Here is a 25307-nt window from a genome sequence, read left to right as displayed (position 1 = left end):
GGGCTTTAGCCCTCAGATAGCTGAGGTATATTGTTGGGCTTTAGCCCTCAGATAGCTGAGGTATATTGTTGGGCTTTAGCCCTCAGATAGCTGAGGTATGTTGTTGGGCTTTAGCCCTCAGATAGTGATTATATAGTAAGTGAAATCGCCTCAAAAACTTTATTTACAGTTATACCTCATCTTTCGCTCGAAATGCTATAAATCACTTAACTTAACCTCAAATAGGCCTAGAATTAAGAAACCCGGTATTTCAAAGAAACCGGGTTTGCGATGTTCTATTTTTAATCGACTAAAATCAACAAAGCCATCTCTAAACTATTTTCCAATTACGCTGCATCGTGGACAGGAGAAGGTTCAGATTTTTTTTTGGTGAAGTGTGCGGGGAGTACAGATTGTCTGACACATCTCGATATCGATCGCAAATATCCCACTTCTGCTTGAATAGAATCCAGCGTAGAAAGACTGTCAACTAACTGCTCAAATTCATCAGCAGTAATTCCGGCACCCTTCAAGACTTCTTCGTTGAGCCGCCCGTACATTCCTTGCAGCAGGAGTTCGATAATCTCCGTGTAGTCACCAATTTCTGTTCCGTAACCTTGCAATTTCTTGGGATTGACTCCCCACTGCAAAATCTTTAACAACTCTTGGGGGGAACTCCATGCAAAAGAGGAAGCAATAACTTCTTTTTCTGCTGCGACTAGAGCGTGCTTGATTTCCACTTCCGGTAAATCTGGAGTGTTGATTAAGTTTTCCAAGTTTGACACTTGTCCATCTAACACGCGCAAAGAAAAAGGAGCTAATTCTACAGTTACCATGTCGCCAGCATCATCAATGATTCTAAAAGGATCTTCCAGAACATTAATTAGCAGATGGATGTCTGTAGGCTTGCTCCAGTCAAACTGTCCGAGGAAAAATGGTTCTTCGTATCCCGGTAAAAGTCCTTGAAAATAAATCGGCAGATTTTTGCCTGATTCAAGAATTTTATAAAGAGCAACTTCCAAGGTTTCTGTCGGCCACCCGAGATTGCTGACTGCGACAATTTTCAGTTTTCCGGGAACGGAGACTACCAGAGCGTTCAGCAATAAATGTACGGCTTCGACAAGATTTTGAGCGGTGACGTAGCGGTGGGGAGCATGAACGTTGACAGTTTTACTTTGCTCTACTTTTTTGGACATTTGCTCGCAGAACAAGCTATTTTCCAACATATGAGTAAAGCGAACCATCCCGTAAGTGACGTTTCCTGCTTGAGCTGCTTTGGCAAATTGCCATTCGGCAAACTTTTTGGAGGCTGCGTAAACTTCGGTTGTAAAGTATCGAGATGTTTTGCCTGTGGAAGAGAAGATGCAGTCTGCTACGCCGTATTCTTCGCATAGCTGGATGACGTGTTTGCATCCTAACAGGCTGGTTGTAACTGTTTCTCGGATTTTGATTTCAGCTAGTCCGGGTTGGCGTTGGGCTGCTAGGTGAAAAACAATCTCTGGTTTTTCTACCTCAAATATATGTTTCAGTGCCTCCCAGTTGCGAATGTCAACCGCATAGAAAGTTACTTCACCTTCTTTGTTAAAATGCGGGAGAGTTTCTCCGGGGTTTTGACATCGGGCTTTGTCTGCGGAAATGATTTTGGTTGCGCCTAATTCGATGAGTTTTTCGATTAAGAAAGCGCCGACGCATCCTTCTCCCCCGGTTACGAGAATGGTTTTTCCTTTGATTTTGCTGTTGACTGCGGATGCCTGTAGGTGAATTGTACGATCGCGCACGTCGGTAAAAGGTTCGCTTTCTAGTTGTCCGTCGGCTTGATAGGCGGTGATTAGCTGTGCGGTGAGAGTTTTTAGGGCTGCTAGGATTTCAGGATCTTGGGGTTCCGGGGAACCTGGGGGAACTAACCGTTGGATGCGATCGATTATTTCGGCTTTGCTAGCACCTTCAAACACTTCTGAGGGGTTAATTACACTTTTCACTGTTGGCTCCTTGAGATTCTAGAAATACGGTTGCTGATAAGCGAGTTGTTAAACTGATTTTCGAGGGACAGAATCTTTTAAAGTCTGCTTAATTTTAAGATTTTTTAGACTGAAAGCGACTTGATGGGAAAGACACCCTATGGTAGAGATGCCCTATCGGCTCTCATACTTATTGCTTGTCTTCAGCCTACTTGTAGTTTTATTAAGCATTTCTTTACCTATTTATTTTGGCGATCGACCAAGTTGGAACACGATCTATCAAACATTTGTCTCTACAACTATAAACTTAAGTTGCTGGCTGTTGGCAATACTCAAAACATATCTTTACTATTTCTTTGCAATCACATACGAGTTTTGACGCAATTTTAAAGTTCATATAAAGTAGCGCAAGCGTTAAAACTCTTAACATTATATTTGACAGCGATTCCACAGCCTTTTACTACTCAAGCTATCTGTATGGCAGGTTACCAAATATAGCTAATGTTTCAGTAAATTAGGACTTACGCATTGACAAAATAACCAAATAGTGCATTGATAAAGAGGGAACATCTACGTGCCTGGTATCGGACAATCAGAAAAATAACTAAAACCTCGACAGCGCGATGCAATAAGGAGCTATACACCTTATTTTTACTCTCAGAACCCAAGTTTGGGGGGTGCAGTAGGCACTTCAGAGATATTGGGAGACGTTTCCCATGATAGTATTAATGGCTTTTTGGTGAGAGAGAGATATGAACCGTCAGATTTATTTTCGATAATAGAAAAGTTTATCAACTTAGAAGGAGGTATATTAAGTGTTGACGATACAGTCATATAAAAGCTGTATAGTGAACCAAAACATACAGAATTAATTAGCTATTTTTGGTCAGGTAAATACCATAAGCCGATCAGAGGATTAAACTTAATCACGCTATATTATAGTGACATCTATGGTAATTCAGTGCCAATCAATTACAGAATTTACGATAAAAGAGATGGAAAAACCAAAAACGATTATTTTAGATAAATGGTGAGGGAAATCACAGAATGGGGAGTACAACCAAGAATAGTAACGGGAGATAGTTGGTATTCAGGAGTAGAAAACTTAAAGTTTCTAAGAAACCAGAAACTGTTTTTTTATTCGGGATTTAAAAAAACAGAACCGTCTCTAATGAGCCGCACAAGTATTGCCAGGTAAGTAATTTAGAGATAGCAGATGAAGGATTAATAACTCATTTGAAAGAATTTGGATTTATAAAATTGTTTAGGAAAGACTTTAAAAAAGAAGACTCTAGACATTATATTTTATATCTGCCACAACTGTCCAAGCTGCAAGAAACAAGTCGAAGTGAATTTATCACAATTCACGATATACATTGGGGCATTGAAACTTTTCATAGAGGACTCAAACAAGTATAGCGGATCTAGCGAAAGATTCGCGGACGTTGTTGGGATGCGAGCCCTATACGTCTAAGCGGTTATACGATCTGCCAGTTATACCTCATCTTTTTGAGAAAGGCTATATGTGGAATTTGTCGGTTCATGGTGAGAGACACCTCTGCGATCAAAACTCACATATTTTGCTCACTTCACGCATTTATCAAATTGGAGTTGATGCGCTCTAAAAAGATAATTAGCAATTGGTATGAAGTCCAAAGGAATCTGTTCACTTTAGTTGTCCGTGATCCTATTTTGGCGAACCTTAGGCCCCGGAGTAGTGAACAAAATTTAACGGCAATTAATGAATTCAAAAATAGCCTGTCTCAAAAAATCAAAGCCTTGCTGAATAAAGCTCCTGACCAAGTAAAGAAATACAAAAGATTTCTGTTTTGGTGTAGTGACGAAACTCGATTAGGACTACATACAATTCAGAGACGAAGAATAACACTACGGGGTGTAAAACCCGTAGGAAAACATCAATGGAAATTTAAATGTTTCTGGCTTTACGGAGCAGTATATCCATCTACTGGACGAAGTTTTTTTGGGGAGTTTTCCCATTTAGATAAAGTTTGTTTTCAAGCATATTTGGAACAATTGTCGCTTGAATATCCCGATGAATTGCATATCATTCAAGTCGATAATGCTCCGGGTCATCTTTTAAGCACATCTGAATTGCCAGACAATATTATTTTACTATTTCAGCCTCCTCATTGTCTGTCAAGTAAATCCAACAGAAAGAGTGTGGGAATACATCAAAGAATTTTAAGCGAAAGTTAGTTTTTAGTAATCTTGACCAACTCCGCGTAAAAGTTCAGGAAATCTTAGCATCTTTAACGAATCATGTCATTGGTTTCTCACAGGATGGTCTTGGATTTTACATTATTTATCTCTAGCACATCTTTAAAAAAATGGTATTACGCGACAAAAAAGCAGGATATCGAAGCACTTGAATCACATCTGAAAGCTTATCGGGAAGGTTTTATTAAACATATTGACACTTATTACAGCGACCCTGTAGAGCCGGATCCGCAGGTTAGTGAAGCTGTTTTAAGGGAGGGATATGTCATTATTTGATGTCCACTAAAACAGGCGCTCTGGGTTCGTAGTGAGGACTTCAGTCCTCTGATTTATGCGGACTGAAGTCCTCACTACGAAGCTATGCTGATTAATTTAAATAAGGTAGGTTTACTACTTCTCCGGCAATTTCTCCTAGCTGCACTTTCAGTCCTTCGCCTCCGGCTTTGGTGCGGATGTAAGCAAGTCCAAAATAGCCGGATTCGGTTTTGACAAAACTGGTGAGTTTGCCGACTTTTTCTTCTCCAATTGTGATGACTGTTCCGGGCTCAACGGGGCCGCTCAATTGCACGCCCCAAAGTTCTTGTTTGACTCCTTGGTAGGTGTTCAACCGGGCAATTGTTTCTTGGCCGATGTAGCAGCCTTTGTCATAAGTAATTGTGTGTAAAAGGCGGGCTTCTAGGGGGTTGTAATCGTCTGTGAGTTCAAAATCGGGTGCGGGGCGTCCTTGTTCGATTCTCAGTTGTTCCCAAATTCGATCGCCCATTGGTACGGCCCCAGCTTTAACTAACTCAGTCCACAAGCGGGCTGCGTCGCTGGCTGGCGCAATTAACGTGTATCCAGGAGTTGCTAAACCGCTACCAACAGCAACTCGAACCTCCCCTTCATCCGCCGAAAGAGGGGGGGTTTTTATCGATTTGTGAGTAGCGTAGGATTGATTGTCTAGTTCGGTAACTCCGAGTTTTTCTAGTAGTTGAGTGCTTTCGGGGCCGAGGAGACTGAAAGCAACGGTTGTATCGGTTATATCTGTTAATTCTACGCGATCCATTGGGAAAATATAACGATCGAGCAATTCGAGCAATTGGTGGCGGCGGTTGGCTGAAACTAGCAATATTACAGCATCTTCTGTAGCATAGGCGGTGGCGAGGTCGATCGTCCTAGCTGTGGATGTGACGAACACGGTGTCGCAACCTTGACCGGGTTTGAGTATGTTAAAGTTATTGGTACTTTGATTGTGCAAGAACCGCAGGCGATCGCTATCGGAGATTTGAATGCGTCCCCAGTGAGTGCGATCGCACAAAGCCACACCTTGTTTAGTTGCTGCGATGGCGGCACCGTCGTTACCAAAACTGATAGGGACTGTTTCTGTGGTTGCTAACTCTGCAAAAGTAGCGCCTGCTGCGGCTTGAATGTCGTGCAATTCTTGAATTAGCATAGGATTTGAGATTTAAGCTTTCAGCGTGTATTGAATTATTAATGCTTGGTTTTGAGTTTGCGATCGCACTCACAGGCCGAGAAACCGGGTTTTTTTCATAATCTTCTGGCTGTAACGCGTTTGTCCTGAAAAAACCCGGTTTCTAACTACCCATGACAACTGTCAACTGTCAACTGTCAACTGTCAACTGACTCAAATTAGCAAAAACTTCTTGTATTAATTGACTCGCTTTGGCATCAAGACGATTCCAGTCTACATCGCCAGTGTCCTCGTCAATTAAAAAAGTGTCAATTACAACTTCCTGGCTTTGCATTTGAGTGTGGGCCCGCTGGTAGTTGACAAAGCAGACTCGATAGCAAAGTTCCCAAATATCGACGGATCTGTGCTCGCCTTGATGCTCTAAAATTAGTTGATAGCCGGGAATCGGAACCTGCACTTCTTGATAAGTTCCTGTCCAGACTGACTCCTCTAGTTGTTTGCGGATGTTGTCTAGCACTCGGATCATCGCCGGCTGCATGAGAAGTTCAGCTTGTTTCCAGGCGATCGGGCTAGTTATTTTAGGCTTCATATATCTGACGATGTTAAAAAGGAAAATCAATCAATAGATTAATTTTCCAGCATTGGGTGTCAACTTGTGGGACATCCGCCACAAAATGTTAAGTTTGGTCGATCGGACATCTGGCACCATTCCCAATAAGTTTTTTTAACAACAGGCTGTCCGGCCTATTCCACAAGACATTAAATTTCTTCTTGTGGAACAGGCATCTTGCCTGTTGCCAAGCAAAGGCACAGAGCGAAGGTGTTAAAACTTCCAGCCCTTGGAAACAGTGGAAACAGCTTTTCAATTGGATATGGGCGATGTAGGATTTGAACCTACGGCATCCTGCGTGTAAAGCAGGCGCTCTACCACTGAGCTAATCGCCCAATTGCGCTTACAGGGACTTATCATATCACAGTATCCCAGAAAGATCAACTAAAAAAATCATAAACTTTTAATGCCCTCTGGCCGCACGCACGATCGAATCACCCTATGGTGTTTGCCCCTGGTGGCAGGCGTCACCTTTGGCCATACTCAAAACAGCAACCTGACTTTGCTCGTTTCCGGCAGCTTCTTAGTCGGCGGACTGATGTTTGGCCCGGATTTAGATATTTACTCATGTCAGTATCAGCGCTGGGGATGGTTCAAATTTATTTGGCTTCCCTACCAAAAAAGCCTGCGCCACCGCTCTTTTTTGTCCCACGGGCCTCTGATCGGCACGGCTTTGCGAATCTTGTACCTCGCTACCTGGATCGCCGTTATAGGAGTCTTGGGATTGACGATCGCCGAAAAAATTGGCAACTTAGCCGGAAATTGGCAGGAAGCGGTTTTGGGTTACGGTCGATCGCTCTTGGAACACTATATCGAATTTATAGCCATCTACGTCGGTCTGGAATTGGGCGCGATGAGCCACTATCTTAGCGATTGGGGCGGTTCTGCTTACAAACAGTTCAAAAAGAAAGGATTGAGCGGGTTGCACCCTCCGAAGACTATTAAGAGGCGCAAAAGCAAATCTCCCCGCCGCACGTCTAGCAAATCTAAGAGGTGAACAAGTAAATCCACCTAATAAAATGTAAAATATCGCTCGCGATCGAGCTGGCTGTCTATGTATTCCTTCTTCCTTCTTCCTTCTTCCTTCTTCCTTCTTCCTTCTTCCTTCTTCCTTCTTCCTTCTACCTTCTTCCTTCTTCCTTCTTCCTTCTTCCTTCTTCCTTCTTCCTTCTACTTAAGGTAAATTCTAATGTCTAATTCCCACAGTCGATCGCTCGTAGCGCTCGAAAACCTGATAGAAGTTGTGGCCTCATTGCGATCGCCCGACGGCGGATGTCCTTGGGATTTAGCCCAAACTCCCGAAACTCTGATTCCGCACATCATCGAAGAAGCCTATGAAACCGCCGACGCGATTCGTAAAGGAGACAAAAGTGCGATCGTTGAAGAATTGGGCGACTTATTATTACAGGTAATTTTGCAAGCTCAAATTGCCAGCGAATCCGAACAATTTACCTTCGCCGAAGTCGCTGCGGGAATCACGGAAAAACTGATTCGGCGCCATCCCCACGTGTTCGGGGATGCGGAAATTAACAGTGTCGATGAAGTTAACGAAAATTGGGAAAAAATCAAAGCAGCAGAAAAGGGCATAACTGCGGAAAAGCCACCAACTTTAGCCTCAAAAATGAGCCGTTATGCTAGCACTTTGCCACCAATTACTGCCGCTGCAAAAATCTCTCAAAAAGCTGCGGATGTGAGTTTTGATTGGGACAGTGTAGACGGCGTTTGGGATAAGTTTCACGAGGAAATGGCGGAATTTGAACACGCTCTCAAACACGAGGATAAGGCCGCGCAGCAGTCGGAATTGGGAGATATTATGTTTGTGTTGATTCAATTGGCTCGCTGGTACGATTTAGATGCGTCGGCTGCTTTGCAGGGAACGAACGATCGCTTCGTACAGCGGTTTGCTAAAGTTGAGGCTGCGTGCGATCGACCTTTATCCGATTATCCGCCCGAAGAGTTAGACGCTTTGTGGGAACAAGCTAAGGCTTTACTGGCCAAGCAAAAGGGCCCGCAGTAAGCTAGTCATCAATATTATGCCCAAGAACAGGCAAGATGCCTATTCCACAATTACTCAATATTGCTCTTGTGGGGTGGGCACGCGAGCCCGCCCAAAAAAGCTGATTCACCTACTCGTAGAGCTTCGCATCGTTGTAAGGCGGATGTTCGCAAGCGATATAGAGAGCGTTTGTCGGTTCGAGGGGTTGACTTGTCACAGGATCGATCGGCTTTAGGACAAAGCATAACAGGGAGAGCGATCGCCAGTCTAGATTATCCAACTTCCCGCGTTCATAACGGTTGACTGTGGCTGCACTGATACCCACATCTTTGGGTACGGGTTGATTTGTCGCGATGAACAGCGCCTCTTCGTACCCCCTGGTTTTGAACTGTGTTTCGCTAACAGACCAACCTTTTGTCTGTCTTGCAGCCTTTAACATCTTACCCAAACGCATCCGCCCCGTCTCCGTGAAGCGAACGGGACGCAATTCCTGCTCTTTGTCTGCCACAGCCTTGTTAGAGAGTCCTGACATTTGACGGCTAAACCTCAACGTTTGGTACAACCATCAGTCATCCCCATTGCAAATAATCTAGTCATAGAGTTTGGCATTGTTGTACGGCGGATGTTCGCAAGCTATATAAAGGGCGTTTGTGGGTTCCAATGCTTCTCCTATTACCGGGTCGATCGGCTTTAGGACAAAGCATAACAGGGAGAGCGATCGCCAATCCAAACTTTCTAGCTTTCCCCGTTCGTAGCGACTGACAGTAGCATTACTAATGCCGACATCTTTTGGTACAGGCTCTCCTGCTGTCCGAAACAGAGCGGCCTCGTATTCTTTTGTGACCATTTCTGTTTCGATAATTGACCAGCCGCGAATCTCTCTAGCTGCTTTCAGAAGTTTGCCCAATCTATTGCGTCCCGTATCCGTGAATCGCACAGGGCGCAGTTTTTCCTGCTCGACGACAGCCTTAAAGTCAAGAAATCCCGGCATTTTGAAAGATCCAATTTAACTCTTAAGCTAGCTGTACTTTGGCCTCGATCGAGGCTGCACACAGGATTTGAGCATGACACATTTAGAAACATTACTGCAAGTTGTCTGCATTCGTGTAGAATGATATAATACAGGAATACACCAACTCACCCAAGTTCAGGAGTGACTCAGCCATGACACCACTGTTTCGCCGCATCCAACCCTCGAAAAAGCTCCGTATCACCGCCCGATCGATCGCCAAATTCCTGAAAATAAGTCAAAATCTGATTAAGCGAGTCGAATCCTGGGCTAATGTAGTGTTCGTACACCATCATAAAGGCGGACAATTTATCTCGTACCGCAAGTTGGAAGAATGGCAAAATGCGATCGCCCATCAAATCCAAACCTGCCCCACACTTGGACAACTCTCGCAACTCAAAACATCAATTCAGCACGACAGTCGGAAATTCAACAAACAATATCTCCAAAAAACTATTGACTTTTTAATTGAAATGTGCATAGAAAGACAAGACATTTTAGAAATCTGGGAAAGCTCAAGCTGCATTGCTTCCTAGCAGAAATTAGGCAGATTTTCTAAACTTAAGAACCGCATCCGACGGTGAGGACGCTGTTAATTGCTCAAACCATTGCCTTCGATTCTGTCAACTGTCAACTGTCAACTGTCAACTGTCAACTGTCAACTGTCAACAGAAGCGAAACATTTGCGAGCAATGGCGAGATAAAATTACCCCAAAAATCACCCGCGAATGTTCCGCCACATCCATGAAAAAAATCGCCTCTTCAATTAAGACATTGCTTGAGCGATATAATCAAAATAAGGAGCAGCTTCCTTAGCATCATCTTGATTGAGCAGAGACAAAGAAGCTTCCTTCAAACAGCGGATAGCTTCCACCATGCCAGGAACAGGAACGCCCAGAGAATTGTACATTTCCCGAACGCCAATCAAACCGATGCTTTCGATCGGTTCCTTGTCACCGGCCAAGATACCGTAGGTAATCAGGCGCAAATACCAGCCGTAATCGCGCAGACACAAAGCCCGTTCGCGCTGGCCGTAAGCATTGCCCCCTGGGGAGATAAAATCAGGGCGTTTTTTCCAAAGTTTTTTGCTAGCTTCTTCAACAATTTTTTTCTCACTGTCAGACAACGCAGTAGCAATACGCACCCGCTGTTCTCCCGTCTTAAAAAAATCATTGATGCTTTGGAGTTCGCCGGTACTGGGATAACGAAGTTCGTCATCGGCTTGGAGAATAAATTGGCTAACTACGCTCATTGTTATTCAAAATTTGAGGATATTTGAGGAAAAGATTCATTGACATTCTCATCTGTTAAAGATGAGATTCTTGCTTCGGCGACTTACCTTGCTGCTAACATTAATCGATCTTAGAAGCAGGCGGTCAACCTCCGCAAGCGTTATGCTTAGTGAGTGACGCTCCTACACGAACCGCAAGCGGTATGTTGTAGGCATCTGAGTCCGGTCAAGGATATCAAGATCTTCCTTCAAGGTACTCCAATCGTTTCCCTCTACGGCGTTTTATAGTGAGGAACACGTCCCGCCCCACTTGTCACATCAAAACTTTTGACTTAGACCCAGATTGTTATTCTTTGATCTAAGCTATGAGTATTTTACCGCAATTATTACTGCGGAGTGCTTGCTCGTCTCGTCGCCACCCTCCATTACTGGTTGGCTACGCTCAACATCTCTTGGAGGGTCGCTCATATCCTCGCGCGTCTTTCATCCCAACCCAAATCAAAGATTATGGGCTGGGGATTCTCGCCTGTCTAGCTAAGCTAGTTTCCTTGTGTCCCAAGGTACTCTGGGAAAAATTCAAAAACTGCGATCGAGAGTTTGGATGTCGGCAGACATTTAGACTGTTTCACGAGTTTTGGCCCATCAAGCCCCAATAGCATATCGCACAGGCTCGATCGAGGACAATGTTGTCTAACGCAAGCTTTGGCTGTAGCAGAAAGGGGTTCGGAAGCAGGAAGACTGCCTGCACTTGAGCTTGAGTGCGATGGCTTGCGCCTCGCTTCGCTACGACTCATCTCAAACAAGAGAGAGCGATATTGCATTACCATATTAAATCCTACCACGACTACTTGTGACCAAATCTAAATTCCCCACCCGAAACTCGACGAAAGTGGCAAACCCTTGCCAGCAAGGTCAACTGATTGAGATAGAGATTACCGACTTGGCAGACACCGGAGACGGAGTTGGTCGTTTTGGTGAGTTAGTGGTGTTTGTCCCCGATACCGTCACGGGCGATCGCATCCTCGTGCGCCTCGTGCAAGTCAAATCCAGCTATGCTAAAGGCAAGTTGGACACACTTCTGGAAGCATCAGAACACCGCATCCGAGCCAACTGCATTGTCGCCGACAAATGCGGTGGCTGTCAGTGGCAGCACGTAGATTATGAATATCAGCTTGCAGCCAAGCAAAATCAAATAATTCAAGCCTTAGAAAGAATTGGCGGATTTAACGATGTGCAAGTCGATCAAATCTTAACGGGAAAAATCGAAGGATTTCCCCAATTTTTGGGATACCGCAACAAAGCGACTTATCCGGTAGCAATTTCTGCGACTGGTCAAGTGCAAGCAGGTTACTATCAAAAAAGCACCCACAAATTAGTCAATCTAAATCAGTGTCCGGTGCAAGATCCGCGCCTCAATCCTTTGTTGAAAGAAGTCAAAGAAGACATTCACTGGCGGGATTGGCCAGTCTATGACGAAAAGCAACATACAGGAGAATTGCGTCATTTGTCCTTGCGAATCGGACGGCGCACGGGAGAAATGTTGCTAACTTTAATAGTTCGCACCGGAGAGTTGCCGGGAATTGAAGCACAAGCTGCTGAGTGGCTGAAACAATATCCTCAACTTGTAGGTGTTTGTTTAAATGTGAATGCAGCTCAAACAAATGTGATATTTGGTGCAGAAACTCGCTGCATTGCTGGCCAGTCTTATCTGCGAGAAAAGTTTGCGGGTTTGAATTTTCAGCTAAAGGCAGATACTTTCTTCCAGGTAAACACAGAGGCTGCTGAGGCCTTGTTGCAGGTGATTGTCGGGGAGTTGAATTTGCACGGAAGCGAGGTTTTGGTTGACGCTTACTGCGGAATTGGGACTTTTACTTTACCGCTGGCAAAACAAGTCAAAATAGCGATCGGTTTAGAAGTGCAACCTACTGCGATCGAGCAAGCCAGATTAAATGCTGAATTAAATGACTTGAAAAATGTCGATTTTCAGGTGGGAACTGTAGAGAGTTTGCTGCCTGCTTTGGGATTGACACCGGATATTGTGTTGCTCGATCCGCCGAGGAAAGGGTGCGATCGCGCGGTGTTGGAAACAATCAAGGAAATCAAACCGAGTCGCATTGTTTATGTTAGCTGCAAACCTGCGACTTTGGCTCGCGACTTGAAGATTTTGTGCGAAAACGGGGATTATAAGTTAGCGCGGGTGCAGCCTGCGGATTTCTTTCCTCAGACTTCTCATGTTGAGTGTGTGGCGTTTTTGGTGAAGCTACCCCCTGTATGATTTGGGGATTGAAATCGCTGCTTGTCAAACGAAGTCCGCGAAGGCGGACTAAGAGATTGTAGCAAATTCGGGTTTTTTACACTAGACCTCTTGCAAAAGTCCTTTTAATCAAATTTTGGGACGGGCTAGAAGCCCATCCCACAAGAAAAAAAGATTTTTGTGGGATGGGCTTCTAGCCCGTCCTAACTATTTTTGCAAGAAGTCTAATATCCGCAGTCCTGGACGCACATACTTTATATGTAGGGTGTGCAGTGCGTACCTTAGTCTGGCGATCGCTTTTTGCGGATAAAAGGGCGATCGGCTTCTTTAATTCTTTTCATTTTGGTTGAGTGTTATAATATTTATGCTAAGCTCCTGTAGAGATAGATACAAAAAGCAATGACATCAGCTTTAATTTATCCTCATATCGAGAAAGTAGCGGGTCAACCGGCACGGTTGCAGCGGATACCGCGCGTGCGGGTTGCTCAGATTGTGATGGATTATCTAGCTTACGGTTGGTCAGTGGAGGAAATGTGCCGCCAGCATCCTTATTTGATGCAGTCCGAAGCCCATGCAGCAATGGCTTATTACTTCGACTTTCAAGCAGAAATCGATCGGGAAATTCGGATGGAATGGGAGCAGGTACAACAGGAAAAATCTCTGCTTTCGCCTTCACCATTTTTCGTGAGAATGCGAGCTAAGGAATAGAAATTAAATAATTTACACATATTTGTGGGATGGGCGTCCCGCCCGTCTTTTCTGGACGGGCGGGACGCCCATCCCACAATAATTAAAATTGTAAGTTATTTAATTCGCGCTCCTAAGGGGTTGTTGTAATACCAATTTCATAAAGTAGCACTAGGGTGCATCTCACTTTTGAAGAGGGCGAAGCATGACCGCATATAAATTATCAGTTATCATCCCATATTTTCTGCGGTCATGCTTCGCCCCTACGGATGTATTCGCCTTGCCTGAGATGCACCCGTAGCACTAGATATTACCCCCCACCCCCCCGCGATTTCGGGGGGGCTAAGACTTCATCCATAGCACATCTTTATAAAAATGGTATAAGTGGCAATTTTTCTGTATATAATATAGACGTTGATTAATATTAATAAGGTAAAATAGAATGGGTGCATCTCAGTTTTGTATTTGTAGTGCTGTCCCCGCTCGCACTGTAGAAAAACATCCTTTTTGTGAAAATGAGATGCTCCCAATAGGATTAATTATCTCGCAGTCCAGTTGCTTGTAAAAGTTCCTTTGCCCAAACCAACTTTTGTTCTGACAGGGACGGTATCGGATCTCGATTATAATCGATTCGATAATCATAACCCGCGCGATCGTAAACACCTGCGAACAATTCTGGTAAGTTAACAATAGGTTCTACATCTTCCTCGCGCAAGGGAAGTAGAAATACAGGTAGAGAATCGCCCAGATTAAAGGCATAAAGTTCGGCAAGGGGACGGCGATTGCTGCGACTGACTAAAACGCGATAATCGCTTTGAATAGAATTGTTAAGTACGGGCATAGGTTCCCCTTTTCGCAGCAAGTCGATTTCAACTAAATGGGTTAAGCTACCTAAAATACTTTGGCGTTTTTTGAGGTAAGTAATTCTGCCATCTCCACTGCGTTTGTTGACGGTCGAAAGAATTTCAATTGCGGTGACAACTTGTCTAGTTGCCATTTCTCGTACTTCTAGGTAAGTCTGTTTAATTTTCTCAGGGGCTGGCACTTTGACGGTAGTGGGAACTGTGAGGGTGGCAATGGCAACTGAACCAGTAGGAATATCGGGGGGATTGGGTTGGCGTTTGATGGCTACATCGGGGATACCTACTAAAAGTGAGTCATCATTATTGTCATTGGTGTCGTCAATTTGATAGATACGTTTTTCAATGGCGATCTCATATTTGGGGCGAATTTGGGGGACTAAGGATTCCGCAATCAGAGAAATTAACCAATGGTGAGTTTCCTGCCAGAAATCAGGGTGTTCTAAGTAGGGGTCGATGCCGGGAAAGGGTGAGGGCATAGGACTGCTTTGCGATTTGTTGATTTTAAAATCATTTTAGCACTGGGTTAATTTTGCGACAAGGGCGATGTTTTTGGGAAGAAAAGGCCGATCGCGCTAAGCTACTTTAGGGGCAAATTTCGACTTTGACAGTCATGCTTACTCGATCGAGCTTTACAATCAGAAGGTCAACTGAAAACTGCCCAATTTTAGCTTGAGTTAGAGTATTAATTTGGTCGCTGGACTGAATGAAAGTTCGTAGTGCGGACTGAAGTCCGCACTACGAACCGAAATCTGTATCGCTTAAGTTATTTAATTGCAATTCCTAAATTGACAAAAGATTCAAAATCCAACTGGGAACTCTTGGCACTCCCAAAGCCCCTCACCTCCGACTGATGCGTACACAGCAAATTCAGATATATACTCTTAAGCGCAATGAACTAACAGATAGGTGACATGAGATACAAACTACTAGGTCACAGCGGACTTCGCGTTTCCGAAATCTGCCTCGGAACCATGACTTTTGGCGAAGAATGGGGTTGGGGCGGTTCCTACGACGAAAGCCGGAAGATGTTCGACGCCTTTGCAGAAGCGGGCGGCAATTTCATTGATACCGCGAATCTCTACACCAACGGTACCAGCGAAAAATATGTCGGTGACTTCATCGGGGGCGATCGCGAAAAATGGGTTGTTGCCACCAAATACAGTCTTAACATGAAAAATGGCGAAATCAACGGTTTCGGCAACCACCGCAAAAATATGGTGCAAGCAGTAGAGGCCAGTTTGAAGCGATTGCAAGTTGAATACATAGATTTGCTGTGGCTGCACGCTTGGGATTTTACGACACCCGTCGAAGAAGTAATGCGCGCCTTTGACGACTTGGTACGCGCCGGCAAAATTCTTTACATCGGCATTTCCGATACACCGGCTTGGATTGTTTCTCAAGCAAATACGATCGCCAACCTGCGCGGCTGGACACCATTTATCGGCTTGCAAATCGAGTATTCTTTAAAAGAGCGAACTCCCGAACGCGATTTGCTCCCCATGGCAAAAGCCTTCGATATTGGCGTCACAGCTTGGAGCCCCCTAGCAGGCGGTTTGCTAACCGGAAAATACAACATTTCAGAAACCGCAGGCGAAGCTAAACGACTTAATTCACCTGAATCTGGAAAAATTAGCGAACGAGACCTCAATATTGCGGCTGAAGTTAGTAAAATAGCAGCCGAAATTGGCAAACCTAGTTCTCAAGTAGCCTTGAATTGGTTGCGACAACAGTCAGTCGATGTGATTCCGATTGTTGGTTCCCGCAAACTCTCGCAACTTCAAGAAAATCTCGCTTGTCTGGAGTTTGAATTAACTCCCGAACAAATGCAGCAGCTAGACACAGTAAGTGCCATTGAATTGGGTTTTCCCCACGATTTCTTAAAGAGTTCGATGGTGCAAGATTCTGCCTTTGGAGGGGGAATCGCCAAAATTGACAGCCGCCGACTTTCATTCAGTTGACAGTTGACAGTTGACAGTTGACAGCGACCTCTACCTGGAAGGAAGAGGATTGGAATCATGAATAGTCTGATTTTAATTTATCCCGATCGGGCTTGGGGCTTTAAACCAATTCTTTCTGGTAAAGTTGCTGCTATCTTCTAGTCGCGGTTTGCGTCCATATTTGGTGCGGGAATCGCAGATATCGGCAAACCCGCCCTTAGAGGGATGATTGAGATTTGTACTCTGGGCGTCAGTTTAACCTCACATCTTGCACCAATCTCGTCACCTTGGTTTCTTGTATCAGACTCGCGTAAAATCCTACGTTTCTCGTCGCTGTTACCTGGTATCTCCGGTATAGTTGAAAAGGGTACCAGATGTGGGTTTAACCCAAATACATAAACTGTCAATTGTTAATCTATCGGAAGTCATAAATCTCGGCAAAGCAATTGTATATGAAGATACAAATTTTGTAGGTGTGCGATCGCATAAGTTGAAAAAATGCGAAGTTTGTTAAAGCAAATAGCAACAAAAGCTCGATCGCAAATTTTCTCTCCCCTCCAAATAAAAACATAAAACTTGCTCAGTTTTAACACCTGTTTAAAAACACAATGCAACGGTAGCCAAGCTTCAAACCCTTAATTCATAAGTCATTCCCAATTATTCAATCTCAAAGCTCAAATCTCAAATCTCAAATCCTAGCGCCCTGTACCTGCCAGTTAAGAGTCATTTTACAAGAGCGATCGGCATTTTAACCGCTTTTCAAAAGGGTGCAAGCTAGGCGCTGAGAACGAAGTCATCCTTCAGATAGAAGTAATGGCAGAAAAACTGAGTTAGATTTAGCAACAATAGCAAGTCTAACAATATTAACTTATCTCCAGTTTCAATACTGAAAAAAGCAGATAAGCGTGTTTTTCCGCAGCTAAACTTTTGCTTTGTTTGGCCCACTGAATGCGGCGCTTGCTCGTCAAATAAAAATTCTCAGATTGATGCTTGCGAATTTCAGTAAGACACTGCTGAGAAGGATATTTTATTGACAAATTTTCACCAACCAATTTTCATTAACAAATTTTCATTGACAAATTCCAGAGGCTAATTATGTCCCCCCCAGAAAACTCAGTAAACAAAAATTATAGCAATAAAGGTCGAGCATGGGAGATCCGATTTACCTCGATAGATCCCGCAAAATCTCCCTCTCAATTCGCACCCTCACCCGCATTGCGCGCTAAGTTATCAAAACCTGCTGCTTTAGATGCACCGGATTTAGTTTGCCTGTCTCATTTGCGGTGGAATTTCGTCTATCAGCGTCCGCAACATCTCTTAGGCCGCTGCGCCAAAAATCGCCGCGTATTTTTTGTAGAAGAACCTGTTTTTAGCTCGGCTACAGATTGGCGGCTTGATGTCAGCATTCACGAAACCGGAGTCTGGATAATAGTACCTCACCTGAGCGAAGGAATCAGCGAAGAAACTGCACAAACTGCTCAGCAAGCCATGCTTGATGATTTGTTTCAAGCAGCCGAAATTAGCCAGTACATCCTCTGGTATTACACACCAATGGCTGTCAGTTTCACAAACCACTTAAAGCCGCTAGCTGTAGTCTACGACTGCATGGATGAACTGTCAGCATTTCACGGCGCGCACCCGGAGTTAAAAGCAAATGAAACCCAACTATTAAAGCGCGCCAGCGTCGTATTTACAGGCGGACACAGCCTCTACGAAGCAAAACAGCAGCAGCATCCAAACATTCATGCTTTCCCCAGCAGCATCGAAAAAGAACACTTTGCTACAGCGAGAAATCTTTCAGAAGAACCGACCGATCAAAAAGATATTCCTCACCCGCGTTTGGGATTTTTTGGGGTTATAGACGAACGCATGGATATCGAACTGCTGCGCGGCATTGCCGCAGCGAAGCCGGACTGGCATTTAGTGATAATTGGCCCGGTGGTGAAAATAGACCCTGCTACTCTACCAACTCACCCAAACATACACTATCTCGGCGGCAAATCTTATCAAGAACTGCCAGCATATCTGGGCGGATGGGATATAGCAATGCTGCCTTTTGCGATTAACGAATCGACTAAATTTATTAGTCCGACGAAAACTCCCGAATACCTCGCTGCCGGCAAACCGGTGATTTCTACTGCGATCCGCGACGTGGTGCGCCCCTACGGAGATAACGGCTTGGTTCGGATTGCGAGCAATGTGGCAGAATTCGTTGCTGCTGCTGAAGAAATTATGGGCGAAACTTCGGAAGATCGGGCCAAGTGGCTGAGCGAAGTTGACGCCTTTTTAGCAGACAATTCTTGGGACAATACCTGGGGCGAAATGCTGGGGTTGATCGAAAGTGCGATCGCAAGTAAGAAGTCAGTTGGCAGTTGGCAGTTGGCAGTTGGCAGTTGACAGTTGATAGTTAGTAGTTTGGAGTTGCTACCAATAACTAATAACTAATAACTAATAACTAATAACCATTCCCCATTCCCCATTCCCCATTCCCCATTCCCCATTACCAGAGGTTTTTTAATGTTTGACTATTTAATTGTCGGAGCCGGATTTGCAGGTAGCGTTATTGCCGAAAGACTAGCAACTCAGGCGGGAAAAACAGTCTTGATAATTGATACCCGCAACCACATCGGCGGCAACGCATACGACCACTACGACAATCACGGCATCCTCGTTCACAAATACGGCCCCCACATTTTTCACACCAATTCGCGCCCAGTTTTCGAGTACCTTTCGCAGTTCACCGAGTGGCGGCCATACGAACACCGCGTCCTCGCCAGCGTTGACGGTCAACTGCTGCCAATTCCGATAAATCTCAACACCGTAAACAAACTTTACGGACTGAATCTGACATCATTTGAAGTTGAAGATTTCTTCGCAAAAGTAGCCGAACCAAAGGATTACATTCGCACTTCCGAAGATGTCGTTGTCGGCAAAGTCGGCCGCGAACTTTACGAGAAATTCTTCCGCAACTACACTCGCAAACAGTGGGGAATGGATCCGTCGGAACTCGACAAATCAGTGATTGCGCGCGTGCCCACCCGCACTAACCGGGACGATCGCTATTTCACCGATACCTATCAAGCAATGCCGCTGCACGGCTACACTCGGATGTTTGAAAAGATGCTGTCTCACCCAAACATCAAGGTGATGCTGAATACCGACTACCGCGAGATTGAGAGTTTTATTCCTTACGGGGAAATGATTTATACCGGGCCGGTGGATTCCTATTTCAATTATTGCTACGGGAAACTGCCTTACCGTTCCTTGGAATTCAAGCACGAAACGCTGAACGCACCCGTACACCAAGCTGCACCGGTGGTAAATTACCCGAATGAGCATTTATATACTCGCTGCACGGAGTTTAAATACCTCACCGGACAAGAGCATCTAAAAACGAGCATTGTCTACGAATATCCCCAAGCTGAGGGAGACCCTTACTACCCGGTTCCGCGTCCGGAAAATGCGGAAATTTACAAGAAATATAAGGCTTTGGCTGATGCAACTCCCGGAGTTTCTTTTGTGGGAAGGCTGGCGACTTACAGGTATTACAACATGGATCAAGTTGTCGCTCAAGCTTTGACAACTTATACTCAAATTACGACCAATCCGGTGATTAAATTGGCGGCAAATCTTAACGATGCTGCCTCTAATTTGAGTTCGTCGAACGCAGTTGCTGAACTCCCAGCCGCTGCTTCTCTAGAAGTTGCTGCTGTTAACGGCAATGGCAAATCTGCTAGCAAGTATAACAGTCCCAAATGAGTCGTAAAGTTTTTTACCCCACCCCAACCCTCCCCTTATTAAGGGGAGGGAGTAAGAAATTCACAAATGATTTAGGATTGCTATAGCTGCAAGCTGTGAGTTGGTAAGGCTAAAAATGTCAGTTGACAGTTGACAGTTGACGGTTGACAGATGAGGGCGACCTCTACCTATAAGGAAGAGCATTGGGGTAATGAATTGTCTTCTTTTAATTTCTCGCGATCGGGTTCCGGCTTTCAACCAATTTTTTATGGCAAAAATGTAAGGTGCGCGCTCCGCACTTTACTCTGCTTTTCTCAAAAGTTATTAAACAATTCAAACAAGGGTTAAGGTGAACATGAGCACTATCGTTAAAACTGTTTTGTCTCATCAGGTTTTGGAAGGTTCTCAATTTCCTCAGTTTCAGAAAGAAATAGAGCGCCTAATTGAAAGCGGTGGCAAAATTCTGATGCTCGATTTCTCAAATATCATTTTCCTTAAAAATTCGGAATTAATGGCTGTAGTGGCGATTATGAAATTAGTTAGAGACAGCGGATGTATACTTTTGATATCTGCCATGAGCGAACAAGTTAGAATGCTATTTGAACTCACGGGACTAGAACAGATATTTCAGTGTTTGCCACCTCCGGAAGAAGGACCCCACGGATAAATTCGGGGGAAGAGAGGATTTTCGATTTTCGATTTGGGATTGATTCCACGGATAAATCACGTGGCGGGTACCACCTGTGAAATTCTTGGTCAAAAGTGACCTAGCTGAACCTTTAGGAGCTTTGCAAACTGTAGCTAGCTAAACTTTGCAGTCAAGACTCATGCTTCCTATACCGATCGCAGGGTGCGTCAGTGAGAATCATAGCTTAATTTTAAGCGCTGTTAGCTGACTGACGCACCCTACAAGTATAGAAAAGCCGGACACAAGACCAAGTAAAGCTCAGGCTGTTTGAAGTCAAAAAATTTAATTTTTTAACGATAAATTAGATTGCAAAAAACTTGTCAAAGTCGCGGGAATAATCGCTAACCTATAAATATAACTTCGGGTAGATGTGCCGATGAGTTGGTTAGGTATAGAACTAGAAAATTGCGATATTGAAGAGTCTTCCACTCTAGACAATAAGGTGACTGTTCAAGGGCGGAAAACAGGTTATCCGCGCCCTCAATTGCGCCGCAGTAACTGGATTTGTCTGAACGGTAAGTGGAGGTTTGCTTATGATGACGCGGGACGCTGCGTGCAGCCGATCGACATTACGGACTGGAGTCACACTATAGAAGTGCCGTTTGTTCCCGAATCAATCAAAAGCGGGATCGGCGACACGAATTTTCACGCTAACTGTTGGTACGATCGCGAATTCGACCTGCCCCACACAGAAAGCAGAGTTCTCCTCCACTTCGGCGCTGTAGACTACCGCGCCCGCGTCTGGGTAAACGGTCAGTTTGTCATCGAACACGAAGGCGGGCACACTCCTTTCACCGCAGACATTACAGCAGTTCTTAACCCCATCGGGCCGCAGCGGGTGACTGTTTGGGCCCAGGACGACCCGCAAGATTTGGCAAAACCGCGCGGCAAGCAAGATTGGCAAGTGGAACCGCACAGCATCTGGTATCCGCGCACGACGGGCATTTGGCAGACGGTGTGGGTAGAATTGGTGCCTCATACTTATATCGATCGCATCCGGTGGACTCCGCAGTTTGAACGCTGGGAAATCGGCTTTGAAGCGTTTGTGGCGGGCGATCGCCAGTCGGGGATTCAAATTAAAGTTAAACTGTCGATCGGCTGTTTGCTGCTGGTCAACGACACCTACGAAGTGATCAACGGCGAAATCCACCGCCGCATCGCCCTTTCAGACCCGGGTATCGACGACTACCGCAACGAACTGCTGTGGAGTCCGGAAAAACCTACATTAATTAACGCACAAGTCGAGCTGTGGGCCGACGGCAAACTGCTTGACGAGATTAAATCTTACACCGCGATGCGGACTGTCAGCATTCAGCGCGATCGCTTCATGCTGAACGGCCGCCCCTACTACCTGAGACTGGTGCTCGATCAAGGTTACTGGCCCGATACCCTGATGACGGCGCCATCCGACGAAGCTTTGCGCCACGATGTCGAATTAGTCAAAGCAATGGGTTTCAACGGCGTCCGCAAACACCAGAAAATCGAAGATCCGCGATTTTTGTACTGGGCCGACGTGCTGGGGCTGTTAGTTTGGGAAGAAATGCCCAGCGCCTACCGCTTCACTCCCAAGGCCGTTGACAGGTTGACGCGGGAGTGGACGGAAGCGATCGATCGCGACTCCAGCCACCCCTGTATCGTAGTCTGGGTGCCGTTCAACGAATCCTGGGGAGTTCCGAATTTAGTCGAAGCCGCAGCCCACCGCAACTACGTGCAAGCCTTATATTTTTTGACGAAAACCTTAGATCCCACTCGCCCCGTCATCGGTAACGACGGCTGGGAAAGCATCGATACCGACATCCTCGCTATTCACGACTACGACAACAACCCGCAAACTGTGGCAAAACGCTACGGGCCCGAAGTCCAGCTAGCCGATTTGTTCGATCGCGGGCGTCCCGGCGGGCGAGTCCTCACCCTCGACGGACACCCGCACCAAGGACAGCCCGTGATGCTGACGGAATTCGGCGGAATAGCCTGCGCCGGCCGCGAAAACCCTGATTATCTCAGGGTTTGGGGCTACGTGCGGGCGTCGGACACGCAGGAATTGCGACACCGCTACAGCGCGCTGCTGAAAGTAGTAAATCGAGTGGAAATGTTCAGCGGATTTTGCTATACACAGTTGACCGATACTTTCCAAGAAGCTAACGGTTTGCTGTATGCCGATCGCACTCCCAAATTTCCCATAGAGGCGATCGCCGCGGCAACTCTCGGCTGGGATATTCCCGAAGAAAGTTCGCAGCCGCCAGCGATTACTCAGTGCTAATTGGGAATGGGTAATTGGTAATTGGTAATTGGTAATTGGTAATTGGTAATTGGGAATGGGTAATTGGTAATTGGTAATTGGTAATTGGTAATTGGTAATTGGTAATTGGTAATTGGTAATTGGTAATTGCCCGCAGTTCCAAGTTATTGGATATAGCAAGTCTCAATCATTTATGAACCTCTTCCCGATTCCTAATGCCCAATGCTTTTCGGCCCAATTCCCGATTCCTAATGCCCAATGCTTTTAGGCCCCATTCCCCATTCCCCATTCCCCATTCCCCATTCCCCATTCCCCATTCCCCATTCCCCATTCCCCATTACCTAATAATGTTTCAAAGTTTTTTCCTGGGCGGATTTGAATGTTCCACCCACAAATTGCGATCGGGAAAACGCCTCGATGTCACAGCCGCCACCGGCCACGATAAATTTGCGATCGCCGACTACCAGCGCTTGCAAGAACAAGGCATTTACACAGTCCGCGAAGGCCTCCGCTGGCACTTAATCGAACAGTCGCCCGGAAAATACGATTTTTCCAGTTCTCTCCCCATAATTCGTGCCGCCCGCGACACCAAAATGCAGGTAATTTGGGATTTGTTTCACTACGGCTGGCCCGACGATATTGATATTTTTAGTCCCGAATTCGTGACCAGATTTGCAGATATGGTGCGTGCTTTTATGCAAGTGCTGGCTAACGAAACCGACCAAACACCTTTCGTGACACCTGTCAATGAAATTTCATTTATTGCTTGGGCCGGCGGCGATGTCGCCTACATCAATCCTTTTGCTAAAGGACGCGGAGACGAGCTGAAAATCCAGTTGATCAAAGCTGCGATCGCCGCGATAGAATCTGTTTGGGAAGTCAATCCCCGCAGCCGCATCGTTCAAATCGACCCAGTAATTAACATTATTGCCGATCCTGACAAACCGGAAGATAAAGACGTGGCGGAAGGTTATCGCTTATCTCAATATCAAGCTTGGGATATGTTGGCGGGACGCTTTCGCCCCGAACTTGGCGGCAAGGAAAAGTATCTCGATATTATTGGGGTGAATTATTACGATCGCAATCAGTGGATTCACAATGAAGATCCGATGAAATACACCGACAAGCTGTACCGCCCGTTTCGCGAATTGCTGCGAGAAGTGTTCGATCGCTACGGCCGCCCCTTATTCATCGCAGAAACGGGTACTGAAGACGATTTTAGACCTGTCTGGTTCAATTATGTGTGCACTGAGGTAGCGGCGGCAATGAAAGCGGGCGTTCCGATAGACGGAGTTTGTTTGTATCCGATTGTCAACCATCCGGGTTGGGATGACGATCGCCACTGTTACAATGGTTTGTGGGATTATTGCGATGAAAAGGGCGATCGAGAAATTTACCAGCCTTTGGCGGATGAATTGCAGTTTCAAAGGCAGCAGATTGAACCGCTGCTGAAGTTGCGAGATTGATGATTGCTTCTGTAGGGTGCGCTGCGGCGCACCTTAATTTGCGTTGAGACTCGGCGGTTGAAACCGCGTCTATACAAACGAAGTCCTTACCAAGCGGACTAAGAGTTAGAGGGGGTATTTAAGTAGGATTTGGGATTAGATATAAAAGGGCGATCGCTTTTGGCTGACGTTTATTCTCCCGACTTAATCCAAGGTGGAAGTTGACCATAATTCAGCCTTTCTATATATTTAAAATGGCTGTGGATTTTGGGTCAGCACAGATTAGCTAAGTATCAATCAATTTGGCAAAGAAGGTGGTGGTGGGGGAGATTGAGAAGGTCGGGGAATATAGCTCGGTTTCGGACGACAAGCTTCTATAATTTCGTTCCGAAACTGGTTAACTTTATCATTTTTTGTACAAAACAGAATGAGATTACTACTACTCGTGTAAATGGCAATATAACGCTGTTTTACAACAAAAGCCAACACAATGAAGATAATACCAATGAAGAATAACCCGAGGGTTAAAATTCCGAGTCCGAGCAGCCACCAAGTACAGCCTTCCCCAATTTCAACTGCTTTGACATTTTGAATTGGAATGACAATTTCTTTGATTTCTAATCCAAAAAATGAAGTAAAATTTCCTTGTAAGGTATCCCCAACAATTTTAAGAGTTCCTGTACCGCTGGTTCGGACGGGAACTGCACCGACTAATTGACCGGGAATACCACTGATTTGGGTAACTGATTTAGACTTCATTTTCTTTGATTATAGTTGTAACAAGAATGACATGGCTGGTGGACTATTTGTTTTTGATGTTGCTTCGTGCTGCCTAATTTAAAAATATCAAAGAGAAAGTAATTGGCATCAACAATTAGAGAATTCTGTAAAAGTAGCCTCGACCTTCTTTAGTTAAACTTGCTTTACCTAAGGGAGCACCACAGAATGATTGATCCTATAATGACCCAAAGATAATTTCAGTGTGCAGCGTATCTTATGTCTCTAAAATCTATCATGAAACTGA

General features: G+C 45.2%; 21 protein-coding genes, 1 tRNA gene and 2 pseudogenes. 14 read left to right on the top strand and 10 right to left on the bottom strand.

Translation table 11 applies throughout. The features are described from left to right. Positions 1-326: 326 nt before the first annotated feature. Positions 327-1958, bottom strand: a complete 1632-nt coding sequence (locus JGK11_RS25660) for a polysaccharide biosynthesis protein (RefSeq protein WP_293193535.1) — start codon at positions 1956-1958, stop codon at positions 327-329. A gap of 579 nt (positions 1959-2537) precedes the next feature. On the opposite strand from JGK11_RS25660, the pseudogene JGK11_RS25655 reads away from it, so the two are divergent. The 3 genes and pseudogenes from JGK11_RS25655 to JGK11_RS25645 form a co-directional block, all read left to right on the top strand. Beyond that, a pseudogene (locus tag JGK11_RS25655) lies at positions 2538-3353 on the top strand (transposase); the annotation flags it as partial. A 99-nt stretch (positions 3354-3452) separates the two neighbouring features. Then, positions 3453-3641 (top strand): annotated as a pseudogene (locus JGK11_RS25650) (IS701 family transposase); the annotation flags it as partial. 603 nt (positions 3642-4244) lie between these two features. Next, a complete protein-coding gene (locus tag JGK11_RS25645; protein ID WP_293193534.1) occupies positions 4245-4451 on the top strand; it encodes a hypothetical protein in 207 nt (68 codons plus the stop codon). Between the two features lie 91 nt (positions 4452-4542). Here the strand turns inward: JGK11_RS25645 and JGK11_RS25640 are convergent, their stop codons facing one another. The 3 genes from JGK11_RS25640 to JGK11_RS25630 all read right to left on the bottom strand — a co-directional run bounded on the left by JGK11_RS25640 (position 4543) and on the right by JGK11_RS25630 (position 6531). Beyond that, a complete protein-coding gene (locus JGK11_RS25640) occupies positions 4543-5607 on the bottom strand; it encodes a folate-binding protein (protein WP_293193533.1) in 1065 nt (354 codons plus the stop codon). Between the two features lie 169 nt (positions 5608-5776). After that, the gene (locus JGK11_RS25635) at positions 5777-6175 is read right to left on the bottom strand and encodes a hypothetical protein (RefSeq protein ID WP_293182232.1); all 399 of its coding nucleotides are present in this window, start codon (positions 6173-6175) and stop codon (positions 5777-5779) included. A 284-nt stretch (positions 6176-6459) separates the two neighbouring features. Then, positions 6460-6531: transfer RNA gene (locus JGK11_RS25630), tRNA-Val, on the bottom strand. Positions 6532-6602: 71 nt separating this feature from the next. Here JGK11_RS25630 and JGK11_RS25625 point away from each other — a divergent pair. Beyond that, on the top strand, positions 6603-7193 hold the full coding sequence (locus JGK11_RS25625) for a metal-binding protein (RefSeq protein ID WP_293143470.1): 591 nt from the start codon (positions 6603-6605) through the stop codon (positions 7191-7193). A 192-nt stretch (positions 7194-7385) separates the two neighbouring features. Beyond that, on the top strand, positions 7386-8213 hold the full coding sequence (gene mazG, locus JGK11_RS25620) for a nucleoside triphosphate pyrophosphohydrolase (RefSeq protein ID WP_293213364.1): 828 nt from the start codon (positions 7386-7388) through the stop codon (positions 8211-8213). Between the two features lie 109 nt (positions 8214-8322). Here mazG and JGK11_RS25615 read toward each other — a convergent pair whose 3' ends face one another. Together JGK11_RS25615 and JGK11_RS25610 are read right to left on the bottom strand one after the other, a co-directional pair. After that, positions 8323-8724, bottom strand: a complete 402-nt coding sequence (locus tag JGK11_RS25615; RefSeq protein ID WP_293213361.1) for a helix-turn-helix transcriptional regulator — start codon at positions 8722-8724, stop codon at positions 8323-8325. A gap of 57 nt (positions 8725-8781) precedes the next feature. After that, positions 8782-9183, bottom strand: coding sequence for a helix-turn-helix transcriptional regulator (locus JGK11_RS25610; protein ID WP_293143464.1), 402 nt, complete (start codon positions 9181-9183; stop codon positions 8782-8784). A gap of 173 nt (positions 9184-9356) precedes the next feature. Between JGK11_RS25610 and JGK11_RS25605 the strand changes: the two genes are divergently transcribed. Beyond that, positions 9357-9737 carry a hypothetical protein gene (locus tag JGK11_RS25605; protein ID WP_293213359.1) on the top strand — a complete coding sequence of 127 codons (381 nt, stop codon included), beginning with the start codon at positions 9357-9359 and terminating at the stop codon, positions 9735-9737. Between the two features lie 230 nt (positions 9738-9967). Here the strand turns inward: JGK11_RS25605 and apcD are convergent, their stop codons facing one another. Beyond that, positions 9968-10453, bottom strand: a complete 486-nt coding sequence (gene apcD, locus JGK11_RS25600; RefSeq protein ID WP_293197638.1) for an allophycocyanin subunit alpha-B — start codon at positions 10451-10453, stop codon at positions 9968-9970. Between the two features lie 829 nt (positions 10454-11282). Here apcD and rlmD point away from each other — a divergent pair. Beyond that, a complete protein-coding gene (gene rlmD / locus JGK11_RS25595) occupies positions 11283-12707 on the top strand; it encodes a 23S rRNA (uracil(1939)-C(5))-methyltransferase RlmD (protein WP_293193530.1) in 1425 nt (474 codons plus the stop codon). Positions 12708-13085: 378 nt separating this feature from the next. Further along, on the top strand, positions 13086-13394 hold the full coding sequence (locus tag JGK11_RS25590; protein WP_293182244.1) for a DUF433 domain-containing protein: 309 nt from the start codon (positions 13086-13088) through the stop codon (positions 13392-13394). Between the two features lie 514 nt (positions 13395-13908). On the opposite strand, the gene JGK11_RS25585 is transcribed toward JGK11_RS25590, so the two are convergent. After that, the gene (locus tag JGK11_RS25585; protein WP_293182246.1) at positions 13909-14712 is read right to left on the bottom strand and encodes a DUF4058 family protein; all 804 of its coding nucleotides are present in this window, start codon (positions 14710-14712) and stop codon (positions 13909-13911) included. A 435-nt stretch (positions 14713-15147) separates the two neighbouring features. On the opposite strand from JGK11_RS25585, the gene JGK11_RS25580 reads away from it, so the two are divergent. The 5 genes from JGK11_RS25580 (at position 15148) to JGK11_RS25560 (ending at position 22859) form a co-directional block, all read left to right on the top strand. After that, positions 15148-16194, top strand: coding sequence for an aldo/keto reductase (locus JGK11_RS25580; protein ID WP_293182248.1), 1047 nt, complete (start codon positions 15148-15150; stop codon positions 16192-16194). A 1074-nt stretch (positions 16195-17268) separates the two neighbouring features. Further along, a complete protein-coding gene (locus JGK11_RS25575) occupies positions 17269-18570 on the top strand; it encodes a glycosyltransferase family 1 protein (protein WP_293182250.1) in 1302 nt (433 codons plus the stop codon). Between the two features lie 120 nt (positions 18571-18690). Further along, positions 18691-19932 (top strand): UDP-galactopyranose mutase, encoded by a 1242-nt coding sequence (gene glf, locus JGK11_RS25570; RefSeq protein WP_293182252.1) that lies wholly within the window; start codon positions 18691-18693, stop codon positions 19930-19932. Positions 19933-20266: 334 nt separating this feature from the next. Next, positions 20267-20578, top strand: a complete 312-nt coding sequence (locus JGK11_RS25565) for an STAS domain-containing protein (protein ID WP_293213356.1) — start codon at positions 20267-20269, stop codon at positions 20576-20578. 397 nt (positions 20579-20975) lie between these two features. After that, entirely contained in the window at positions 20976-22859 is a 1884-nt protein-coding gene (locus JGK11_RS25560; RefSeq protein WP_293213353.1) for a glycoside hydrolase family 2 TIM barrel-domain containing protein, read from the top strand. Here JGK11_RS25560 and JGK11_RS25555 read toward each other — a convergent pair. Then, positions 22846-23025 (bottom strand): hypothetical protein, encoded by a 180-nt coding sequence (locus tag JGK11_RS25555; protein WP_293213351.1) that lies wholly within the window; start codon positions 23023-23025, stop codon positions 22846-22848. The genes JGK11_RS25560 and JGK11_RS25555 overlap by 14 nt on opposite strands. Positions 23026-23185: 160 nt before the next feature. Between JGK11_RS25555 and JGK11_RS25550 the strand changes: the two genes are divergently transcribed. Continuing rightward, on the top strand, positions 23186-24304 hold the full coding sequence (locus tag JGK11_RS25550; RefSeq protein WP_293213349.1) for a beta-glucosidase: 1119 nt from the start codon (positions 23186-23188) through the stop codon (positions 24302-24304). Positions 24305-24580: 276 nt separating this feature from the next. Here the strand turns inward: JGK11_RS25550 and JGK11_RS25545 are convergent, their stop codons facing one another. Beyond that, the gene (locus JGK11_RS25545) at positions 24581-25042 is read right to left on the bottom strand and encodes a hypothetical protein (protein WP_293205500.1); all 462 of its coding nucleotides are present in this window, start codon (positions 25040-25042) and stop codon (positions 24581-24583) included. Positions 25043-25307 lie beyond the last annotated feature (265 nt).

The sequence above is a fragment of the Microcoleus sp. PH2017_34_RAT_O_A genome (assembly GCF_020737885.1).
In the GTDB taxonomy this organism is placed as follows: Bacteria; Cyanobacteriota; Cyanobacteriia; order Cyanobacteriales; family Microcoleaceae; genus Microcoleus.
This window is presented reverse-complemented; position numbering and strand designations above follow the sequence as displayed.